This is a genomic window from Streptosporangium sp. NPDC000563 (assembly GCF_040299985.1).
In the GTDB taxonomy this organism is placed as follows: Bacteria; Actinomycetota; Actinomycetes; order Streptosporangiales; family Streptosporangiaceae; genus Streptosporangium.
Map to the genome: position 1 here is coordinate 63993 of NZ_JBEPDA010000020.1, position 22399 is coordinate 86391.

13 protein-coding genes are annotated in these 22399 nt (G+C 70.4%); 10 read left to right on the forward strand and 3 right to left on the reverse strand.

The window, feature by feature from the left end:
• The first annotated feature begins 209 nt into the window (after nucleotides 1-209).
• The 10 genes from ABT352_RS31670 (at nucleotide 210) to ABT352_RS31715 (ending at nucleotide 18780) form a co-directional block, all read left to right on the forward strand.
• Entirely contained in the window at nucleotides 210-1166 is a 957-nt protein-coding gene (locus ABT352_RS31670) for a carbohydrate kinase family protein (RefSeq protein ID WP_350948655.1), read from the forward strand.
• A 373-nt stretch (nucleotides 1167-1539) separates the two neighbouring features.
• Nucleotides 1540-3909 (forward strand): alpha/beta hydrolase, encoded by a 2370-nt coding sequence (locus tag ABT352_RS31675; protein ID WP_350948656.1) that lies wholly within the window; start codon nucleotides 1540-1542, stop codon nucleotides 3907-3909.
• 443 nt (nucleotides 3910-4352) lie between these two features.
• Entirely contained in the window at nucleotides 4353-5642 is a 1290-nt protein-coding gene (locus tag ABT352_RS31680) for an ROK family protein (protein ID WP_350948657.1), read from the forward strand.
• A gap of 220 nt (nucleotides 5643-5862) precedes the next feature.
• A complete protein-coding gene (locus ABT352_RS31685) occupies nucleotides 5863-11349 on the forward strand; it encodes a ThuA domain-containing protein (RefSeq protein ID WP_350948658.1) in 5487 nt (1828 codons plus the stop codon).
• A 105-nt stretch (nucleotides 11350-11454) separates the two neighbouring features.
• The gene (locus ABT352_RS31690) at nucleotides 11455-12081 is read left to right on the forward strand and encodes a hypothetical protein (protein WP_350948659.1); all 627 of its coding nucleotides are present in this window, start codon (nucleotides 11455-11457) and stop codon (nucleotides 12079-12081) included.
• A 155-nt stretch (nucleotides 12082-12236) separates the two neighbouring features.
• On the forward strand, nucleotides 12237-12797 hold the full coding sequence (locus tag ABT352_RS31695; RefSeq protein ID WP_350948660.1) for a hypothetical protein: 561 nt from the start codon (nucleotides 12237-12239) through the stop codon (nucleotides 12795-12797).
• 322 nt (nucleotides 12798-13119) lie between these two features.
• Nucleotides 13120-13818, forward strand: coding sequence for an HAD family hydrolase (locus ABT352_RS31700; RefSeq protein WP_350948661.1), 699 nt, complete (start codon nucleotides 13120-13122; stop codon nucleotides 13816-13818).
• A 327-nt stretch (nucleotides 13819-14145) separates the two neighbouring features.
• Nucleotides 14146-14451, forward strand: coding sequence for a hypothetical protein (locus ABT352_RS31705; protein ID WP_350948662.1), 306 nt, complete (start codon nucleotides 14146-14148; stop codon nucleotides 14449-14451).
• 79 nt (nucleotides 14452-14530) lie between these two features.
• Nucleotides 14531-16417 (forward strand): propionyl-CoA synthetase, encoded by a 1887-nt coding sequence (locus ABT352_RS31710; protein WP_350948663.1) that lies wholly within the window; start codon nucleotides 14531-14533, stop codon nucleotides 16415-16417.
• Between the two features lie 89 nt (nucleotides 16418-16506).
• Nucleotides 16507-18780 (forward strand): WD40 repeat domain-containing serine/threonine protein kinase, encoded by a 2274-nt coding sequence (locus ABT352_RS31715; protein ID WP_350948664.1) that lies wholly within the window; start codon nucleotides 16507-16509, stop codon nucleotides 18778-18780.
• 76 nt (nucleotides 18781-18856) lie between these two features.
• Here ABT352_RS31715 and ABT352_RS31720 read toward each other — a convergent pair whose 3' ends face one another.
• The 3 genes from ABT352_RS31720 to ABT352_RS31730 form a co-directional block, all read right to left on the reverse strand.
• On the reverse strand, nucleotides 18857-20017 hold the full coding sequence (locus tag ABT352_RS31720) for a DUF418 domain-containing protein (protein ID WP_350948665.1): 1161 nt from the start codon (nucleotides 20015-20017) through the stop codon (nucleotides 18857-18859).
• 267 nt (nucleotides 20018-20284) lie between these two features.
• A complete protein-coding gene (locus tag ABT352_RS31725) occupies nucleotides 20285-21340 on the reverse strand; it encodes an N-acetylglucosamine kinase (protein WP_350948666.1) in 1056 nt (351 codons plus the stop codon).
• 5 nt (nucleotides 21341-21345) lie between these two features.
• Nucleotides 21346-22233 carry an alpha/beta hydrolase gene (locus tag ABT352_RS31730; RefSeq protein WP_350948667.1) on the reverse strand — a complete coding sequence of 296 codons (888 nt, stop codon included), beginning with the start codon at nucleotides 22231-22233 and terminating at the stop codon, nucleotides 21346-21348.
• Between the last annotated feature and the right edge of the window lie 166 nt (nucleotides 22234-22399).

Below are 22399 nucleotides of genomic sequence, written 5' to 3' on the forward strand. Positions count from 1 at the left end.
GTCGTGACGGCGCGAGCACCGGTCTCGAACACCCCGCCTGTCGCCGGGCTTCGATGTCAACGTCGACACATGTCAACGTTGACATCCATTGCCACGGATGATGGACTCCCCGGCGGGAAACGTCAATCCCACCGCCGCGACGAACCGGCGATCCGGCCGAAGCGCCCAGGCGAGTCTCCTCGAAAGCGTCTCCAGAAAAGGCAGGGACCATGCCCTCCACCCAGATCGCCGTACTCGGCGAGTGCGTCGCCGACGCGTTCACCGCCGCCAGTTCGGAGAACGAGCTCACCCTGCGCGTTCTCCCAGGTGGCGGGCCCGCGAACACCGCGGTGGCCCTGGCGCGCCTGGGCACCCCCACCCGCTTTCTCGGACGCCTGTCGGGCGATTCCTTCGGCGCCCTGTTCCGCGCGCACCTCACCGCCTCGGGGGTCGATCTCGACGGCTGTGTCGCCGCCGTGGAGCCGAGCACCCTGGCGGTGGCCACCCTGGACGAGTCGGGACAGGCCCGCTACTCCTTCCACGCCAACGGTGCCGCCGACTGGGGGTGGAGCGCGGCGGAGCTCACCGCGGGACGGATCGGCGACGTCTCGTGCCTGCACACCGGCTCGCTCGCCCTGGTCCGTGCGCCGGGCGCGGAGGCCGTCGAGGAGGCACTGGCGGCGGCCGCCGCCCGCGCCACGATCTCGATCGACCCCAACGTGCGGACCGCGCTCGTCGACGCGGCCGTCTACGCCGAGCGGATGCCCCGGTGGTGCACGCTGGCCGACATGATCAAATTGAGCGACGACGACCTGGAGCACATTCACCCCGGCGAGCCCGTCGAGCGGGTCTGCGACACCTGGCACGACGCCGGGGTCCGCCTGGTCGTGGTGACCCGCGGCCCGCGGGGGGCGCTGCTGTCCGTCGACGGTGAGCGCGCCACGGTCCCCACCCCGCCCACGAAGGTCGTCGACACCGTCGGCGCCGGTGACTCCTTCACCGCCGGGCTCCTGCACCGGCTGGACGCCTCCGGCCTGCTCGGCGGGCGGCTCGACCGGCTCGATCTCGACCTGGCGGTGGACGCCGCGACCTTCGCCGCCCGGGTCGCCTCGCTCACCTGCTCGGTGGCCGGCGCCAACCCTCCGTGGGCGGGCGGGCCCGACGGGCTTGTCGCCTCTCGCCCCTGAAACCCTCTCGTCCCCGAGACCCTCTCACCTCTGAAACCCCCTCGCTCCTGAAACCCTCCGCGCCAGACCCCCGTGAGCACGACGAGGCCGAGCGGGGGCGGCGACCTGGGATCCGGCGGCCGAGTCCACACCGCGGTCGCCGGACGACCAGGTGGCTCCAGCGAGCGGTTTTCCAACGGTCATCACCGAATGTCATTTACAGACTCGCAAAAACCTCGTAACCCTCGCAGGCGATCCCGCACGATCTGATTCGGGCCGTACATGCAAAAACCCCACCAACAGCGGACGTAAGCACCGCCTTGGGGGCATTGCGCTCGAAGGGAAAGACATGCGCTTACATGCGCAATTCAGGACACGGACTCTCGTCGGAGCCGTGACCGCCGCGATGATCTCCACCATGCTCTTCGCGGGCTCCGCCCACGCCGACCCGCCCGTCTCCGGAACCGGTGAGGACGGCGCCTGGTCGATCGAGACCGTCGACGGTGGCTACAAGATCACGCTTCGACTCGCCGAGCCGCTTCCGGTACGGGACGCCATACCGGAACTCGCCGTCGACGGCACCTCCCTCGGCCCCGCCGTGGAGTCGCCGGACGGCACGACCCTGACGGTGACCACGACCGACCCCGGCGTCTCCGGTGCGACGTCCGTCGACGTGGCCTGGAACGGAGAAGTCCCCTCGGAGCCCGCCCCCACCGGGAGGATCGCTCCCGAACCGGCGCCCTCCCGGCCGGGGAAGCCGGGTACCCCCGCCCCGCCGGTCGACCCGGCGGCTCCCGGGCGCTACACGGTCGTCCACGACGAGTACGACCTCGGCGACACCGCCATCACCCTGGCCGGCCTCGGCGGCAGGCAGGCCGAGATCCGCGCGAAGACGTATCTGCCGAAGGAGGCCACCGGCAGGCTTCCCCTGGTCGTCTTCCAGCACGGCCGCCACTCCGCGTGCTACAGCCCCGTCACGCGCCAGACGTCGAACACCACCTGGCCGTGCCCGGCAGGGCAGCAGCCGATCCTCAGCTTCACCGGGTACGACGGCCCCGCCGACGTGCTCGCCAGTCACGGGTACGCCGTCGTGTCGGTCAGCGCCAACGGCGTCAACGCCGCCGACAACCCGTTCAGCGAGGACCGGGGCGCGCTCGCGCGCGGCGAGGTCGTCATGCGCCATCTCGACCTGCTCGCCGACGCGACGAAGGGGAAGGGCGAGGCCAAGCTCGTCGAGCTTTTCAAGGGCCGTCTCGACATGGACGACGTCGGCCTGATGGGCCACTCGCGCGGAGGTGAGGGTGTTGTCAAGGCGGCGCTGCTCAACGCCGGGCGCCCCAAGCCGTACGGGATCAAGGCGGTCCTTCCGCTCGCGCCCACCGACTTCGCCCGTGCCACCCTGCCCAACATCCCGATGTCCGTCTTCCTGCCGTACTGCGACGGGGACGTCTCCAACCAGCAGGGACAGCACTTCTACGACGACTCCCTGTACGCCTTCGAGAAGGACGAGGCGTTCCGTTCCTCACTCATGATCATGGGAACGAACCACAACTTCTTCAACACCGAGTGGACACCGGGCGTGGCCGTCGCGCCGGCGTCCGACGACTGGAGCAACCGGAACGACCCGGTGTGCGGCAGCACGGCCGCCCCCGGCCGGCTCACCCCGGCCGAGCAGTACGCGGTGGGCACGGCCTACATCGCCGGGTTCTTCCGTCTCGTCCAGGGCAAGGAGCACGCGCTGCTCCCGCTGTTCGACGGCAGCGGTGCCGTTCCCGAGTCCGCCGGGCGTGCGGTCGTCCACACGGTCGCGCAGGCCGAGTTCGACAAGCGCGTCGATGTGGCTCCCTTCACCTCGCCGTCGTCCCCCTTCACCGTCTCCGGCGCGGCGACCGGCGTGATCTGTGCCGGCATGCTGGACCGCTCGCCGCAGAGCGGCCTGCCCACCTGCGCCACCAGGCTGACCACGTCGCAGGCACCGTCCTGGACACCCGCGACGTACGCCGGAAACGTCACCGCCACGCCGGTCCTGCGGTTCTCCTGGACCGACACCAGCGGCGAGGTGAGCGTTCCGCTGCCCCCGGGGTCGCGGAACGTCAACGGCCGCGACGCCCTGACCTTCCGCGCGGCCCTCGACGAGAACGCGACGGGGAACGTCGACCTGGCGGTCACCGTCGTCGACGGCCGCGGCAGGACCGGCACCGTGCCGGTCTCCGGCGTGAGTGACGCCCTCACGCCGTTCCCCGGTACGACCTCGCCGCTGCCCAAGACGTGGCTGCGGACGGTGCGCATCCCGACGTCGTCCTTCGGCGAGGTCAACCTGCGTGACGTGCGAGAGGTCCGCCTCACCGGCGCGAGCCCGACCGGCGGCGTGTACCTGGGCGACCTCGCGTTCTCCGACGTCCGCGTGGGCAAGTCCGAACTGGACGAGTTGCCGCAGGTCTCGCTGCAGAGTCTCACGGTCCCCGAAGGGAACGGCCCCGGCGTCGCCACCATGACGCTGACGCTCTCGGGGCGGAGCAAGAAACCGGTGACGGTCAACGTCCAGTCGATCGTCACCGGCGTCGCGCCGGTGATCACGGCGCTGGCCCAGCAGGTCGTCATCCCCGTCGGGGCGAGGTCGGCCACCTTCCAGGTGCCGATCGTGGGCGACACCACACCGGCGACGACCGCCCAGTCATACCAGGTGGTCGCGTCCGTGCCGACGAACGCGACGATCGGAAACGGGTTCGCCCGCCTCGTCGTCACCGACGACGACGCGCTCTGACCTCGAACACAACCGGTACCAACGAAGCGGGCAGGCCCGTCGGGCCGTGCCCGCTTCTTTCGTGCCCGCTTCTTTCGTGCCCGCTTCTTTCGTGCCCGCTTCTTTCGTGCCCGCTTCTTTCGTGCCCGTCCTCGTGGGTCCGGCGGGCACCCTGCCCCGCGGGGCCGCTGCGACGTTCTCGGTCGGCCCGTCCCCTCGGCGGCTCGACGCGGTGCGGGCGCCGGGACCGCGGGGGTCTCAGCGGCTCCACGTGGCCCGGCCGGAGCCGGGACCGTCCGGCTCGGAGGAGACGCGCGGCGAGAAACGTAACAGTACGTAACATGAGGTAGCTCTCTCACCTGCGCATACGCGAAGATGTCAACTCGTTACCTCGCAACAAGGTGCACACCGGACACTCGCGTGTTACAAACCTCATTAGTTGATTGCCGAGACAAAAGAAGGCGGTGGCACGCGTGACCCACGGGTACAGCGTCACCCACGCGACCGGCACCGCCTTGCCGACCAGCTCCCCCATGGTGCGCCAGACAAACCTCTCCCTGGTCCTGCGCCACCTGCGCGACAACGTGTCCCAGTCCCGGGCCGACATCGCGGAGGCGACCGGCCTGCACCGGGCCACGGTCTCCAACCTGGTGTCCGAACTGCTCGACCGGCGACTGGTCCGCGAGGTCGACACCGAGCACGTCGGCGCGATCGGCCGCCCACGGCGGCCCCTGGCCCTGCACGGCACGCACGTCGGCGCGCTGGGCCTGGAGATAAACGTCGACTACATCTCGGTCCACGGATCCGACCTCAGCGGCCGGGTCCTGGTGGAGCGCCGGATCGGCTTCGACGCGATCGCCGGCGGACCGGATCACGCGCTGCGCATGCTCGGCCGGATGGCCCTGGAGGCCATCGAGGCGATGAGACTCGCGGGAGCCGTCCCCGCCGGTCTCGGGGTGGCGGTCCCCGGCCTGGTCGACGTGGCGCGTGGCGTCGTCACGTTCGCCCCCAACCTGGGCTGGCACGACCTGCCCCTCGCGGAACGCCTCTCCGACGCGCTCGGCACGGGGAACGTTCCAGTTTCGGTGGACAACGACGCCAACCTCGCGGCCGTGGCCGAGCACACCGTCGGCGTCGCCGCCGGTACCCCCCACCTCGTCTACCTGACGGGCGAGGTCGGCGTGGGGGGCGGCATCTTCGTCGACGGCAAGCTGCTGCGCGGCGCGGACGGCTTCTCCGGCGAGGTCGGCCACCTGCCGGTCGACCCGGGCGGCATCCGCTGCGGCTGCGGGCGGCACGGCTGCTGGGAGACCAAGGTGGGCCTGGCCGCGCTGGTACGGGCGACCGAGCCAGATCAGGCACGCAGGCCGGCCGACCTGCCGGTATCCGACCCCGAGGAGCACGCCACGGAGATCGCCAGAGGACTGGTCGCGGGCGACCGGCAGATGACGGACGCGGTCGCACAGGTGGGGCGGTGGCTCGGGCTCGGCGGCTCGATCCTGGCCAACCTGTTCAACCCGCGAGTGATCGTCGTCGGCGGCTACTTCGCCACGCTCGCCGAATGGCTGTTACCCCACGCCCAGGCGGAGCTGGAGCGGCTCGTCGTGGCCGGCTCCGCCAACCGGTGCAGGTTCGTCGCCTCCGACCTCGGCTTCGGAGCCGCCTCACGAGGCGCGGCGAACATGGTGGTCAACCGGCTCATCGACCATCCAACCATGATCACGGATCCGTTACCCCAGCTCTCGACCGGCTAACGGATCCCCACAAGCCTGGAGGCGGCACCCTCCAGATCACCGCAGTACCCAACCTCATCCCCATGTAACAAGTGGCACCAGCGCGGCGGCGCGCGCTTTGCCTGACGACCCCCCAGTCAGGAAAGGGATCACCATGTCACCACGTTCTCGAACGTGGGCCGGGCTCTCCAAGAGCCTGCCGTTAACAGAAAACCGCTCCCTACGTCGGACGGCTGCGATGATGGCTCTGGCCGTTGTCGCGCCCCTGCTCCCTGTCTTCACATTCCTGACATCACCGGCGAACGCCACCACCGGCTCCGCCTCGACCAGCGCGACATCGGCGGCCAACGTCGCCGATCCCGACTTCAAGGTCCTGGTCTTCTCCAAGACCAGCGGCTTCCGGCACGACTCGATTCCCGAGGGAATCGCGGCGGTCCAGCAGCTCGGCCTGGAGAACAACTTCGCGGTCGACACGACCGAGGACAGCGCCAAGTTCACTGACGCCAACCTGGCTCAGTACAAGGCCGTCATCTTCATGTCCACGACCGGCGACCCCGTGAGCACGCCGGACCAGAAGGCCGCCTTCGAGCGCTACATCAAGGGTGGCGGCGGCTACGCCGGCGTCCACGCGGCCTCCGACAGTGGCTACAGCTGGGAGTGGTACGGCAAGCTCGTCGGCGCGTACTTCAAGTCGCACCCGGCGATCCAGCAGGCCACCGTCAAGGTCGAGGACCCCGCGCACCCCTCGACGGCGCACCTGCCGACCTCGTGGACCCGCACCGACGAGTGGTACGACTACACGACCAACCCGCGTGCCAACGTGCACGTGCTCGCGTCGATGGACGAGAAGACCTACACCGGTGCCACCATGGGCGCCGACCACCCGACGGTGTGGTGTCAGGACTACGACGGTGGACGCTCCTGGTACACCGGCCTCGGCCACACCAAGGCGAGCTTCGTCGAGCCGAACTTCCTGAAGATGCTCCTCGGCGGAATCAAGACCGCCGCGGGCGTCGAGAAGGCCGACTGCTCTGCCTCGCAGAGCGGTAGCTTCGAGAAGATCACGCTCGACGACAACACGTCGAACCCGATGATGACCGACATCGCCAAGGACGGGCGGGTCTTCTACATCGACCGCCTGGGCGACGTGAAGGTCATCAAGACCAACGGCTCGACCGTGACGGCCGGTCGTCTGAACGTGTTCACCGCCAACGAGAGCGGTCTGCTCGGCCTGGCGCTGGACCCGAACTTCGACACCAACAACTGGCTGTACCTCTTCTACTCGCCGGTGGGCCAGAACGTCGACCGGCTGAGCAGGTTCACGGTCAACGGCGACTCGCTCGACTTCTCCAGCGAGAAGGTCGTCCTCGACGTGCCGGTGCAGCGGGCCGAGTGCTGCCACCACGGTGGTGGCATGCTCATGGACCACAAGACGGGTGACCTGTGGCTGGCCACCGGTGACAACACCAACCCGTTCGCCTCGGACGGCTACACGCCGATCGACGAGCAGTCCGGCCGGTCCTCCTGGGACGCCCAGCGCACCTCGGGCAACACCAACGACCTGAGCGGCAAGCTGCTGCGCATCACCCCGAAGCCGGACGGCACCTACACCGTGCCGAGCGGGAACCTGTTCCCCGCGGGCACGGCCAAGACCAAGCCCGAGATCTACGCCATGGGCTTCCGTAACCCGTTCCGCATGGGCCTGGACCCGAAGACCGGCTTCCCGATGGTCGCCGACTACGGACCCGACGCCGGCTCCGCGAATGCCAACCGTGGTCCGCGCGGCACCGTCGAGTGGAACCTGGTCGACAAGCCGGGCAACTACGGCTGGCCGTTCTGCGTGGGCGACAACACCCCGTACAACGACTACAACTTCGCCACCAGGACGTCGGGCGCCGTGTTCAACTGTGCCGCGACGACCAACGACTCGCCCAACAACACCGGTCTGACCACGCTGCCCCCGGCGATCCCGGCGAAGATCTGGTACACCAGCGCCACCAACGCCAACTCCTTCCCGGAGCTCAACGGCGGCGCGCCGATGGCCGGTCCGGTCTACCGCTACGACGCCGACCTCGCGTCGGCCGTCAAGTGGCCAGCCTACTGGGACGGCAAGGCGATCTTCGGTGAGTGGAACACGAACAAGATGTTCTCGTTCCAGCTCAACGAGGCCGGCACCGCCCAGATCAAGATCAACCAGATCCTGCGGTCCATGAGCTTCAAGCGCCCCATGGACATCAAGTTCGGTCCCGACGGCGCGCTGTACCTGATCGAGTGGGGCTCCGGCTTCGGCGGCGACAACGCCGACTCCGGCATCTACCGCATCGAGTACACCAAGGGCGTCCGCCCGCCGACGGCCCGCGTCTCCGCGGACAAGACCGACGGCCCGGCCCCGCTCACCGTGCAGTTCTCCAGCCAGGGATCGAGCGACCCGGACGGCAAGCCGCTCACCTACTCGTGGGACTTCGACGGTAACGGCACCGCCGACTCGACCGAGGCCAACCCCTCGCACACCTACACCCAGGCCGGGCAGTACAGCGCGGTCCTGACCGTCAGCAACGCCGACGGCGTCACCGCCACGGCGAACCTGCCGATCACGGTGGGCAACACCCGTCCGACGGTGACCCTCGAACTGCCCCCGAACGGCGGGTTCTTCGAGTTCGGCGACCAGGTGAAGTACAAGATCGTCGTCACCGACCCCGAGGACGGCACGATCGACTGTGACGACGTCCAGATCCAGGCGTACCTGGGCCACGACAGTCACGGTCACCCGCTCGACCAGCACGAGGGCTGTGAGGGCACCATCCAGACGCTGTCCGACAGCGGCCACGGCATCGACGACAACCTGTTCTACATCCTTGAGGCGAGCTACACCGACAAGGGCGGCCAGGGTGGCGCTCAGTCGCTGACCGGGCGGGCCGAGGTCATCCTCCAGCCCAAGCGCAAGCAGGCCGAGCACTTCTCGTCGACCGGCCGGGTCGCGGACGGCACGGGAACGGACGCCGCCGGCGTCCAGACCGAGACGACCACCGACCCTCAGGGCGGCGCCCAGAGCATCGGCTTCACCACCGACGGCGACTTCTGGTCCTACAGCCCGCTCAACCTGAGCGGTATCTCCAAGGTCCGGTTCCGCGCCTCCTCGGGCGGTGCCGGCGGCACGGTGCAGATCAAGGCGGGTAACGCCGACACCGGGACCCTGCTGGGCTCGGTCGACATCGCGCCCACCGGCGGCTGGCAGACGTTCCAGGACGTCACGGTCGACCTGAACAACGTTCCGACGACGACCGGCCCGGTGTTCTTCATCGTGCGCAAGCCGGCGAGCGCGGCCAACGACGCCTACCTGCTCAACTTCAACTGGGTCGACTTCATCGGCCAGGGCGTCACCGACAACCAGCGTCCGACGGTGGACGCGACGGCCACCCCGACCACGGGCGTCGCCCCGCTGAAGGTCGACTTCACCTCGACCGCCACCGACCCCGACAACAACACCCCGCTCACCTACAAGTGGAACTTCGGCGTGAACGGCTCGCCGCAGCCGACCACCGCCAACGCCAGCTACACCTACAACGCCCCCGGCACGTACAACGCCACGGTGACCGTGACCGACTCCAAGGGCGCCGCGGCGAGCAAGACGCTCACCATCAAGGTCGACCCGCCGACCACCGTGTGTCTGAGCGGTCGTTCCGACGACTTCCTGGGCACCGAGCTCGACAGGAACCGCTGGTCGGTCGTCCGTGAGGACCAGAACCTCAAGGTCGCCGGCGGCAACCTCGTCCTGCCGACGTCGCTCACCGACATCTACGGCACCGGTACCGGAACCACGACCAACATCGTGCTCCAGCCGATGCCGCAGGGTGCCTGGACGGCCACCACCAAGGTCACGCTGAACGCCCGCGACATGTACCAGCAGGCGGGTCTGATCATCTACGGCAACGACGACAACTACGCCAAGATGGTGCTCCAGGCACGGGGGACGAACGACCACGCCAACCGCGTCTTCCAGTTCATCCGTGAGGAGAACGGCACGCCCAACGAGGTGACGCAGAGCAACACGGCCGCCCTCGGGGACGCCTACCCCGACACGGTGTACGTGAGGTTCATCAGCGACGGCACCAACATCACCGCCCACTACTCCTCGGACGGCACCACCTTCACGGCGATGCCGCAGACCAAGGCCCTCGCCGGGATCACCAACCCGAGGATCGGCCTGATCTCCCTGGCGAACACGGGCACCCGCCCGATCGTCGACGCCTCCTTCGACTGGTTCCAGATCAGCCCCGACGACACCGCGGGCAGGCCGGCGCCGAACGACGAGTTCAACGGCTCGTCCCTCGACACCTGCCGCTGGGACGCGATCGTCCGTCCCGACAGCCCGACCCTCCGGGTGACCGGCGGCAACCTGGAGATCGACACCACCACCGGTGACATCTACGGCAGCACCAACGGCACTCCGAAGAACTTCATCCTGCAGACGGCGCCGAGTGGCGACTGGACGCTGGAGACGAAGGTCGACGGGTCGGCGCTGAACGAGCAGTACCAGCAGGGCGGCCTGATGGTCTACGCCGACGACGACAACTACGTGAAGCTCGACTACGTCACCGGCAACACCGCGGGTTCCGCGGTGTCGCGCCGGATCGAGCTGCGCAGCGAGATCGGCGGGACCGTCCAGAACCCGCAGCCGCAGACCGGCACGCTCACCCAGGGCGTCTGGCACCTGCGTCTGAAGAAGGAGGGCACCACCTTCAAGGGCTCCTACTCCGCCGACGGCACCACGTGGACCGACCTCGCGCAGACGGTGGCGAACACCGCCGTCGGCAACGGCAAGATCGGCGTGTTCACCATCGGCACCGCGCAGCAGGCGTCCAAGACGGTCAAGTTCGACTACTTCCGCCTCACCGGCGGTGGAACGGCCGACACGACCGCCCCGGTGACCACGGCCACCCCGAACCCGGCCCAGCCGGCGAGCGGATGGTTCACCGGTCAGGTCCTGGTCACGCTGGCCGGCGCCGACGAGGCGCAGGGCAGCGGCGTCGACAAGACCGAGTACCAGCTCGACGGCGGCGCCTGGACCACGTACACCGCGCCGGTCGCCATCACCGGCGACGGCTCGCACTCGCTGGCCTACCGCTCCGTCGACAAGGCGGGCAACGTCGAGGCGACCAAGACGCTCGCCGTCAAGGTCGACGCCAAGGCTCCGACGACGACCTCCACGGTCGGTTCGCAGGACAACGGCGGGGTGCCGGTCACCCTCTCCGCGACGGACGAGACGTCCGGTGTGGAGAAGATCGAGTACTCCCTGGACGGCGGCGACTGGACGCCTTACACCGCGCCGGTGAACGTCACCGGTGACGGCGACCACGAGCTGCGTTACCGCGCCACCGACAAGGCCGGGAACGTCGAGGAGATCAAGACCCAGACCGTCACGGTGTCGGCCGCTCCGACGGTCCAGCTCACCGTTACGGCTCAGGGTCGTTGCATCGGCACCACGGTGCACCTGGCGGTCACGGCCGTCAACAACGGCACCGTGCCGGCCAACATCACCCTGACCACCCCCTACGGCACCAAGACGGTCGCCAACGTGGCCCCGGGCAAGCAGGCCTACCAGTCCTTCAACACCCGGACCGGACAGCTCGCCGCCGGCACCGTCACCACCAGCGGCACCGCCACCATCGGCGGCCAGCCGGTTACCACCGACTACGAAACCGCCTACACCGCGCTCAACTGCGGCTGACCTGACCGGCGGCGACCACGGCGTACGCGCCGCGGTCGCCGCCCTGATCAACCGGGGCCGGCCGACAGACCGGCCGGCCCCGCCCCCCATAAACGGAGCAAGCCCATGAAAACCACCCGCACCACCCGGGTCATCGCCGCGTCCCTGCTCGGCCTCGCCCTCGCCGCCACCGCCGCCCCCGCGATGGCCTCCGCCGACCCCGACGAGGGCATCGAGGTCTCGGTCAACATCGCCCCCGTCCAGACCCCCGGCGAGGTCTCCATGACCGTCGCCGACAACAACGGCGTCACCCTCACCGAGAACGGCACCAACGCCGCCGCCCGCCAGTTCACCGGCACCCTGCCCACCGTCACCGTCACCGACACCCGCCAGCCCGCGGAGATCCCCGCCGGAGACTTCTGGGCCGTCGTCGGCCAGGCCAGCCAGTTCACCGCCACCGGCGGCACCGCCACCATCGGCCCCGAGTACCTCGGCTGGGCCCCCCGCCTGATCAGCGAAACCGAAACCGGAGCCGTCGCCGCCGGCGAGCCCGTCTCCAGCGTCATCTCCGACGGCACCGGCGCCCCCAACGTCGGTCTCCAGGGACAGGAACTCCTCGTCTCCACCGCCAACTCCGCCGACGAGATCGGCACCTGGGAGGTCAACGCCGACCTCGCCCTGCGCACCCCCGTCGACGTCACCGCCGGCGAGTACAACTCCACCCTCACGCTCTCGCTGTTCAACCAGTCCTGAACCAACGGCGGAGGCAGGACGCCACCGCCCGCTGTGCGTGTCCGGGACGTGTGCGAACCTGGCGTACGTCCCGGATGTTCACGATGAGACATTCGCGCTTCGGTGGCGGGCACCCGCCGTGCCCCGCCGCCACCCCCGGAAGGGAATCACGACCCGTGAACAAGGCCCTCAGATACGCCGCGGCCATCATGCTGGCCGGGCTCGGGCTGCTGCTCGGCGCCCCGGCCGCCTCCGCCGCACCCAAGTCACCCCTCAAGCTGGAGGTCGTCGGAGACGGCGGCCGCAACGTCAACGTGCTGGTCACCTGGAAGAAGGACAGCCGCCCGGTCACCGAGATCGTCGCGGCGACCCTGCTCGCGACGGCACCCGACGGCCGTACCTTCGGCCCGATCCCGCTGAAGTCTGCGCCCGAGGGACAGAACCTCTACAACGCGGCAGAACCGCTCCCTGTGGGTGAGTGGAAGGTCGCCGTGACCGTCACCAAGCCCGCCAAGGTCAGCAAGTCGGCGAGCGTGAAGGTACAGGACATCGTGCTTCCCCCGGACATCCAGCCGGCGTCCAGCACGGAGCTGGCCCAGCGCGCCCAGCTGGCCGAGCGTGCCCAGGAGAGCTCGTCGGACGACCTGTTCCTCCAGATCGGCGTCATCGCCGCCGCCGCGCTGGCCGCCATCGGGGTCATGTTCGTTCTCGTACGCCGCAGGAACGTTTCCGGCTGACCCTGCAGGACCTGAGGGTCTGAGAGCCGAGGACAGCGCGCGTCGGGAACGTTCCGGCGGCGGGCCGGCCCGGGCCCCCCCCCCCCGGGCGCCGCCCCCCCCGGGGCGGGACCCCGCGGTGCGGGAACAACAGCGGCCAGCCGGGCTCCCCCGCGTTTTGTGTGTGGGTCTCTGTTGATCTCACGTGGGCTTTTCCGCCCTGCGGGGCGGGGCCGGCTTTGGTACCCCGCCCGGCCCCGGCCCGCCGCCGGAACGTTCCCGGCCCTGAGAAGTCCCGGCCCACGTCCCGTTTCCCCCGCCGACGCGGGGTAGTCGACCCGGCATGCGCTATCACGTTCTGGCCTGTGACTACGACGAGACGCTGGCCACCGAGGGCCGCGTCGACGGCGACACCCCGGACGCACTCGAACGCCTCGCACGCTCGGGGCGGCGACTGGTCATGGTGACCGGCCGGCAGGTCGACTCCCTCACCCGGGACTTCCCGCGACTCGACCTGTTCGACCTGGTCGTCGCCGAGAACGGAGCCGTGCTCCACAACCCGGAGGAGCAGGAGAGCTCGCCCCTCGCGGAGGCACCGCCCGAGACCCTCGTCGAACGCCTGCGCGAGCTGGACGTGGAGCCGCTCAGTGTCGGCTCGGCGATCGTGGCCACCACGGAACCGCACGCAGAGACCGTTCTCGACGCCATCCGCGAACTCGGCCTGGAGATGCAGGTCATCTTCAACAAAGGCGCGGTGATGGTCCTGCCCTCGGGGATCAACAAGGCCACCGGCCTGACCGCCGCCCTGGCGGAGCTGGAGATGTCGGCGCACAGCACGATCGGCGTGGGCGACGCCGAGAACGACCACGCGTTCCTCGCCGCCTGCGAGTGCGCGGTGGCGGTGGCCAACGCGCTGCCCGCGGTCAAGGAACGGTGTGACCTGGTGACCGAGGGAGAGCACGGAGCCGGGGTCGTCGAGCTGATCGACCGGATCCTGGAGAACGACCTGGCCGACGTGGACGTGACACGCCACCACCGCTGACACGCATTGCGAACTCCGCGGTGCCGGGGCTGCACGAAGGAGGACGCCCTTTCCTTGACGGTTTCCGCCTTCTGCAGGCTCCGTAGTGTTCCTTCGGGCGAACCGCACCGGGGTCGCTGGAGACTTTGACGTACTCCGGCGCGATTCAATCTTCGTGCGGCCGCAAATTACATGCCCCACCACGAAGAATGTAAATTACATTCCCTATCACGAAGAAACCGCACGACAGGCCATATTCTGGCGACCAAGTGGTCAATGCCGTCTTTACCTGGGTCCGTTTGAAATTTATCCTCGGTCGATCCAATGATCCGGCCTTGTAGGAGAATCATGCGAAAAGGTACTCGGCTCCGCCGGCTCGGTCTCGTCTCAGCGGTGGTGGCGGTCGGCCTGGCGAGCACGCCCGTGGCCGCGCACGCCGACGGCTACGACACTCCCCGCAGCGCCACCGTCGTGGGGGCGGGCAACACCCACGCGGAGGGGTTGGCGGCGACCGAACAACGGGCCCGGGCGGCCGTCCTCGCGGTCGGCCACGACTGCACCCCTGGGGTCTATTACACCATTACCACCTATGTGTCCCCGGGTGGCGGCACGTGGGTCTTCCGGTCCACTCACGAGGCGATGTGCGTCGACTGAACAAGCTCGGCCTCGGCCACGGGAGAATACGCGGAGAGGGGCCTCGACCTGGGAGTCCGGGAAAGAGCATGATGGCTGGATGTCGTACGCTGACGCCTTCGCCCGCAGCATCGCCGACCCCGAGGACTTCTGGGCCGAGGCCGCCGAGGCCGTCACCTGGAGCAGGCCGCCGCGCGAGGTCCTGGACGCCGGGGCGCCGCCCTTCTACCGGTGGTTTCCCGACGGGGAGCTCAACACCTGCCACAACGCGCTGGACCGGCACGTCGAGGCCGGGCACGGTGACCGGGTCGCGCTGATCCACGACAGCCCGGTGACGGGCACCGGCAGGCGTTACACGTACGCCGAGCTGCGCGACGAGGTCGCGAGGTTCGCCGGGGTGCTGCGCTCGCTCGGGGTGGAGCAGGGCGACCGGGTGGTGGTCTACCTGCCGATGGTGCCCGAGGCGGTGATCGCGATGCTGGCGTGCGCGCGGCTGGGGGCGGTGCACTCGGTGGTGTTCGGCGGGTTCGCGCCCAAGGAGCTGGCGGCCAGGATCGACGACGCGCGGCCCAAGGTGGTCGTGTCGGCCTCCTGCGGGATCGAACCCTCGCGCGTGGTGCCGTACAAGCCGATGCTCGACGCCGCGCTCGACCTGGCCGGGCACCGGCCCGCGCACTGCGTGATCCTCCAGCGCGAGCAGTCCCCCGCCGAGCTGGTGGAGGGGCGGGACGTCGACTGGGCGAGCGCGAAGGCCGACCCTGCCGAATGTGTGCCGGTGCGCGCGACCGATCCGCTCTACATCCTCTACACCAGCGGCACCACCGGCCTGCCGAAGGGTGTCGTGCGCGACAACGGCGGGCACGCGACGGCGCTGCTGTGGAGCATGGCCAACGTCTACGACATCGCGCCGGGCGAGGTGTTCTGGGCGGCCTCCGACGTCGGCTGGGTCGTCGGGCACTCCTACATCGTGTACGGGCCGCTGCTGCGCGGCGCCACGACCGTGCTGTACGAGGGCAAGCCGGTCGGCACCCCCGACGCGGGCGCGTTCTGGCGGGTGATCGCCGAGCACCGGGTGAACGCGCTGTTCACCGCGCCGACCGCGTTCCGTGCCATCAGGAGGGCCGACCCGCAGGCGGCCCTGCTCGACGGGTACGACATCTCGTCGCTGCGGACGCTGTTCCTCGCCGGTGAGCGTCTGGACCCCGACACCTACCACTGGGCGGCGGACAGGCTTGGCGTGCCGGTCGTCGACCACTGGTGGCAGACCGAGACCGGCTGGCCCGTCGCCGCCAACCTGCGCGGGCTGGAGCCCATGCCGGTCAAGCCGGGCTCCCCCACCGTGCCCGTCCCCGGATACGACGTGCGCGTGCTGCGCGCCTCGGGCGAGGAGTGCGCCCCCGGCGAGGAGGGCGCGATCTGCATCCGGCTCCCGCTCCCGCCGGGCACGCTCCCCACGCTCTGGCAGGACGACGAGCGCTACGTGCGGTCCTACCTCACGGCCTTCCCCGGCTACTACCTGACCGGCGACGGCGGCCACCTCGACGAGGACGGCTACCTGTTCGTGATGGGCCGCACCGACGACGTGATCAACGTGGCCGGGCACCGGCTGTCGACCGGGTCCATGGAGGCGGTGCTGGCCGCGCATCCGGCGGTGGCCGAGTGCGCGGTCATCGGGGTCGCCGACGAGCTGAAGGGGCAGGTGCCGCGCGGCTTCGTGGTGCTGAAGAGCGGGACGGAGGTCGACCCCGAGACCCTGCGGGCCGAGCTGGTCCTCGCCGTTCGCGAGCAGGTGGGCGCCGTGGCCGCCTTCAGGCAGGTGGACGTGGTCCCTGCCCTGCCGAAGACCCGGTCGGGAAAGATCCTGCGCAAGACCATGCGCGGGATCGCGGAGGGCTCCGACGAGCCCGTTCCATCGACCATCGAGGACGCGACGGTGCTGGACGCGCTGCGCCCCGTCATCGGACGCCGCACCACGGCGGACGGGTAGGTCCCGGAGGGCCGACGCTCGGCATCATCACGGTCACAATCCGTTCCTTTTTACGGCTTATCGCACCGTGTCATCGTTAAGGTTTCAGCGTGGCGCACGAAGCGGGCATGCTGGTCGCCGGGCGATATCGGCTGATGAACGTGCTGGGCCGCGGCGGGATGGGCACGGTGTGGCGGGCACGGGACGAGAGCCTGGAGCGCCAGGTAGCGATCAAGGAGCTCATCCTCCCCGACTACCTGGACGTTGCCGCACGTGAGACCCTCTACCGGCGGATGGGGCGCGAGGCCCGCGCCGCGGCTCAGCTGAAACATCCGGCGATCATCACCGTCCACGACCACGTCGTCGAGGCCGACGGCCGCCCCTGGATCGTGACGGAGATCATCGACGGGCCCTCCCTCGACGAGTTGCTGAGAACCCAGGGGCGCCTGCCGCCCCGGCGGGTGGCGGCGATCGGCGCGCACATCCTCGCGGCACTGCGGGTCGCGCACGCCGCCGGGATCACCCACCGCGACATCAAGCCCGCGAACGTCCTGCTCGAAGGTGAGCGGGTCGTGCTGACCGACTTCGGGATCGCCGCCGTCGAGGGAGACGTCACCCTCACCGGCGCCGGCGTCACCCTGGGCACCCCCGCCTTCATCTCCCCCGAGCAGATCAACGGCCACCCCGCCACCGCCGCGTCGGACCTGTGGTCGCTGGGCGCCACCCTGTACGCCGCGGTCGAGGGCCGCCGGCCGTTCGCCGGTACGACGCATGGATCGATCTACGTCTCGATCGCCACCCGGCCGTTCGCCCCGCTCGTACACGCCGGTCCTCTCGCCCCCCTCCTGGAGGGACTGCTGCGCAAGGAACCCGCCCTCCGCCTCACCGGAGCCCAGGCCGCCGCCGTCCTCGCCGAGATCGCCGCCACGCCGGACCCCGGGGAATCCTCCACCGGGCCGGATCCGGACGAGGGCGACACCCGGATCGCCGATCGGCCCGCTCCCGGCGCATCGGCTCCCTCACCGCCGACCGAGCCGTACACCGCGGCACACCAGGAGACCCGAAAGGCCCAGGAGGACCAAGAGGCCCTGGAGGCCCAGGAGGACCAGGAGGCCCAGGAGGCACGGCCCGACACCCTGCGGTTCACCGCCGTGTCACCCACGGCGCCACCCGCTGTGTCGCCCTCGGTGTCGCCTGCGTCCCCCTCGGCCCTGCCACCCGCAACCCTGTCGTCCACCACCCCGGCCACCTCACCCGCGCTCGCGTCCGTGTCCGAGGCCGCCCCCGAGGCCGCCTCCGCGTCCGAGGTCACGGCTGCGGAGAGCGCGGCGCGTACCCGTCGGCGCCGACTCCTCCCGGTGGTCGCCGTGGCCGGGGCGCTCCTCGCCACGGCCGCCGTCGTGACCTACCTGCTCTGGCCCGTGACGGGCCCCGGGAAGGTGACCGCTCTCGCACAGCTCAGAGGGCACACGGAAACGGTGAACACGGTGGCGTTCAGCCCGGACGGCGAGACGCTGGCCACCGGCGGCGGTGACGGCGCGGTGATCCTGTGGGACGCGCGGACCCGGCGACCGATCGGCGAACCGATGAAGGGCCACACCAGGGCGGTGGACTCGATCGCGTTCAGCCCGGACGGCAGGCTCCTGGCGGGTGGCGGCAACAACGGCGAGGGGACCGAACCCGGCGACCACACGGTGATCCTGTGGGATGTGGCGACCCGCCGGCAGGTCGGCGAGCCCCTCACCGGCCACATCGACTGGGTGCGGTCGGTCGCCTTCAGCCCCGACGGCAAGATCCTCGCCACCGCGAGCGCCGACGCGACGGTGATCCTGTGGGACACGACCACCTGGCAGCCGATCCGCGACCCTCTCACCGGCCACGGCGACTGGGTGCAGTCGGCCGTCTTCAGTCCCGACGGCAAGATCCTCGCCACCGCGAGTGACGACGCGACGGTGATCCTGTGGGACACGACGACCTGGCAGCCGATCGGAGCCCCCCTCACCGGTCACATGGGGCCGGTGTGGCCGGTCGCCTTCAGCCCCGACGGCACGACCCTCGTCAGCGGCGGCAGCGACAGGACGGCGATCGTGTGGGACCTCGCGACCCGCCGTCCGGTCGGAGCCCCCCTCCCTCATCCGGGCGAGATCCACGCTCTCGCGTTCAGCCCGGACGGCGACACCCTCGCCGTCGGCACCGGCCTCGTCGTCCGGCTGTGGAACACGCGGACCTGGCGACCGGCCGGCGATCCGCTCACCGGCCACACCGGGTCGGTGTGGTCGGTCGCCTTCGGCCCCGACGGCAAGTCTCTCGCCACCGCGAGTGACGACAAGACGGTGATCCTGTGGAACACGTCCTCACCGGTCGGAGCCGCGGCTTTTCCGTGACCGCGGCTCGTCGGAGCGAACATGCTCGTCATCGCGGAGGCGGGGGCGGGAGCGGGGGTAGTCCGTGGAGACCCCCCTACTGTCTTGTCGGGGTTTCTTGAGCCGTGCCGGATCTCCTGGCAAGCCCCTGCGGCGCCAGGTACGCCAACTGCCAGAGAGTCTCGACGGGACCCCGCTCGAAGCGCCGCAGCCAGAGCGTGGACAGCGTCATGAAGAGCGCGCAGATTCCCGCCCAGGCCGCCACGACCCACCACGGCCGCAGGCCGTCGAGCGTCGCGGCCAGGCCGAGCCCCCAGCCGTAGCAGAGCGCCGAGGCGACCAGGTTCTGGAAGACGTAGGAGCTCAGGGCCGTACGACCGACGTTGGTCAGCCCTCGTCTCAGCACGCCGGGAGCACCGCTCGCCCGCCGCGCGAGGGTGGCGACGAGACCGAGCAGTCCCAGCGCCACCAGCGGTGGCAGCAGATACCGGTCCACCAGGAACCAGCCCGGACCGGCGAACGCGGTGGCCAGGTTCAGCGGCAGGCCCACGGCGAGTCCGCCGACCATGAGCCTCCGGCGCAGTGCCGCGCCCCGCTCCGAGTCCTCGAACACCCCGGCGCGCATCAGCTGGGAGCCGAGCAGGAACAGCACGATGCCCATCGGGACGATGAGGAGGATCTCCAGCCGGTAGAGGACGATCATCTCGATCCGGGCGGCGACCTGCTGCGGGTAGGTGCCGTCGGTGAAGAGCGTGGACGACTCCGCCCCGGTGTCCAGGCTCGCCGAGCTGGTGCCGACGGTGAGCACGCCGATCAGCGCGGCGAACACCGACCCGACAGTGATCATCCAGACCCTGATCACGCGGTCGCTCCTGCCGATCAGGTACGCCACGATGATCGAGGTCAGCGCGTAGCCCATGAGCACGTCGAACTCGAAGATCAGCAGGTAGTGGATCAGACCTTCGACGAACAACAACCCGGCCCGCCACAGATACCAGCCGGGCCACGGTACGCCACGGCGTGCGGCCGAACGGTACTGGAGTTCGAGCCCGACCCCGAAGAGCAGGGTGAGCAGTGCGAGGAACTTGCCGTTGGTGAGGAAGCGGAGGAAGGTCTCCACGGTTCCCGGCTGCCCCAGCGCCCCGATGACGTCGGCGGGACCGCCGGGATCGGTGAAGATCCAGATGTTCGTGCCCAGGGTGCCGACGATGGCGATGCCTCTGAGCAGGTCGAGCACTTCGATACGACGACTTGTCACCCCTTCACGATCCCGTCCCGCGGGCCCGCGGACATCGTCTCGCAGACCCATTCGGGACGTACATCGATGTATGTACCGGGCCCGGATTCCGGTCCATGAGGTCCGTGCTCCCCACCCGGGCCCCGCGGCCGGTACGGTCGGCGCCGTGCTCGGCGCGTGCGCGATCGCCCCGGAGTGATCACACGCCGCACCGGACGCCGTCTCCGGCCCGCGGCACCCGTGGAGAACGGGGCCGGTCCGCCCGAGCAGCCGACCCGGCGGCTCCCGTCAGTCGCCGGAGACGACGCGGGCGTGCAGCCGGACGGCGGTCGCGGGGTCCCAGCCGAACGCCTCACGGCCGGCCAGCCACGCCGCCGCCCCCGCGCCGTCGCCCGCCAGGACCGCCGAGGGCCCCAGCCTCTCCCGTACGGCGGAGGCGATCGGCCCCTCGCTGGTCAGCACGCTCCCGGCCAGCACGATCGGGCTCGTCTCGCCCGCCCGGCGGACCTCGGCGACCGTCTCGCAGAGCAGCCGGGCCGCGCCGGACACGATCGTGAGGGCGGCCGGGTCGCCCTCGGTCGCCGCCCGGCTGACGAGCGGGGCGAGCCTGGCCAGCTCCAGCGGGGGCCGCGACTGCGCACGGACCACCAGCCTGATCGCGAGCGCCCTCAGCTCCTCCACCGTGCCCGAGGCGGGCGCACCCGAGGCGGGAGCCCCCGACTCCACCGCACCCGACTCCACCGGGCCCGAGGCGAGCGTGCCCGAGTCAACCGTGTTCGAGAAAAGCGGCTCGCCCTCCAGCAGGGCGCCCGTGACCAGGCAGGTGAGCCTGCCGCCCGCGTCGCCCCTGCTGAGGGCGTGGACTGCGGCGGACGCCGCCTTCCTGCCCAGCCAGAACCCCGAGCCCGCGTCGCCCAGCAACCAGCCGAGCCCGTCGGCGATCATCACCGGCTCGCCGTCCTCGATCCTGGCGGCGATCGCCCCGGTACCGGCGATGAGGGCGGTGCCGCGCGGTTCCGCCGTCCCCGCGGCGAAGGCGATGCCCAGGTCGCCGGTGAGCCGGGGCGGGACGCGCAGACCGGCGGCGGCCCACATGGGGTCGAAGACCAGGCGGTCCAGCGCCCCGCCACCCGCCAGCCCGATGACCGCCCCGCTCACCAGGCCCGGGTCGATCCCGCGCAGTGCGAGCCCCAGCGCCCGGCCGATGTTGGCCACCGCGGCGGCGTTGCCGTGGGCCGCGGGGTTGCCGCCCGGCGCCCTGCCGTACCCGGCCCGCCGTCCCGAGGCGTCGAGCAGCAGCGCCCGCGAGGAGGTCCCGCCGACGTCCAGCCCGAGGACGTACATCGCGCTCAGAGATGCTCGCCGAAGAACGCGGTGACGGCCTCGACCGCCCGGGTGACGTGCGGCTCGGTGTCGTAGAGGTCGATGTGCAGCCTAGCGTCCAGCCAGACGATCCGCTTGGGGTCGTCCATCCGCCGGTACGCCTCCTCGGCGCCCTCGGGTGAGCAGAAGCGGTCGACCAGGCCGTGCACGATCAGACCGGGCTTGGGCGAGAGGAAGTCGGCGCCCATCATGTTGTCCACGGTGATCAACTCGCGGATGGAGGCCCGGGTGACCTCGTTGCGCCAGTGCTCCGAGGCCCCTCTGGAGGTGCCGTAGTAGGCGAACGGCTCGTCGCCCGGCATCGCCGCCTCCCCCTCCTCGGCAACCGCGGGGAGATACTCCACCTCGCCGCCCCCGTCCTGGCGCTCCAGCACCTCCGTGAACGAGGCCAGCGCCTCCTGGTATCCCGAGGGGGACATTCCGGCGCGCATGCCGTAGGGGTTGTTGTAGGCCCCCGCGACGCCCGCGAACGCCTTCACCCGGGGGTCGAAGGCGGCGAACCTGAGCGCGTACCCCCCGCCGAGGCAGATCCCGAGCGCGCCGATCCTGTCGCCGTCCACCTCCGGGCGCGAGCGCAGCAGCGAGACCGCGGCCCGCAGGTCCTCCAGCTTGCCCTGGGGGTCCTCGTGGTTGCGCGGCTGTCCGCCCGACTCCCCCCAGTTGCGGTGGTCGAAGGCGAGCGTCGCGTATCCCGCGTCGGTGAGCCGGGCGGCGTACAGGCCGGTGACCTGGTCGCGGGTGCCGGTGAACGGGCCCGTGAGGACCACGCCGGGGTGCGGGCCCGGCCCCGCCGGGATCCGCAGGTCGCCGAAGAGGGTGATCCCTCCGGCGGTGAACTTCACCTTTTCCGACATGCTCCAAGTCTGTACGGTCCGCGCCGCGGAAGCCAACGAGCCCCCCGCGGCCCCCGCACACCCGCGGACCTCCGCTGTCTCCACACCCCCGGGTGTCCCCGGGCCGGCCCGTTCCCGCTCGTCCGGCCTGAGCCGGAAGCGGGAACGGGGACGGGACTTACCAGGA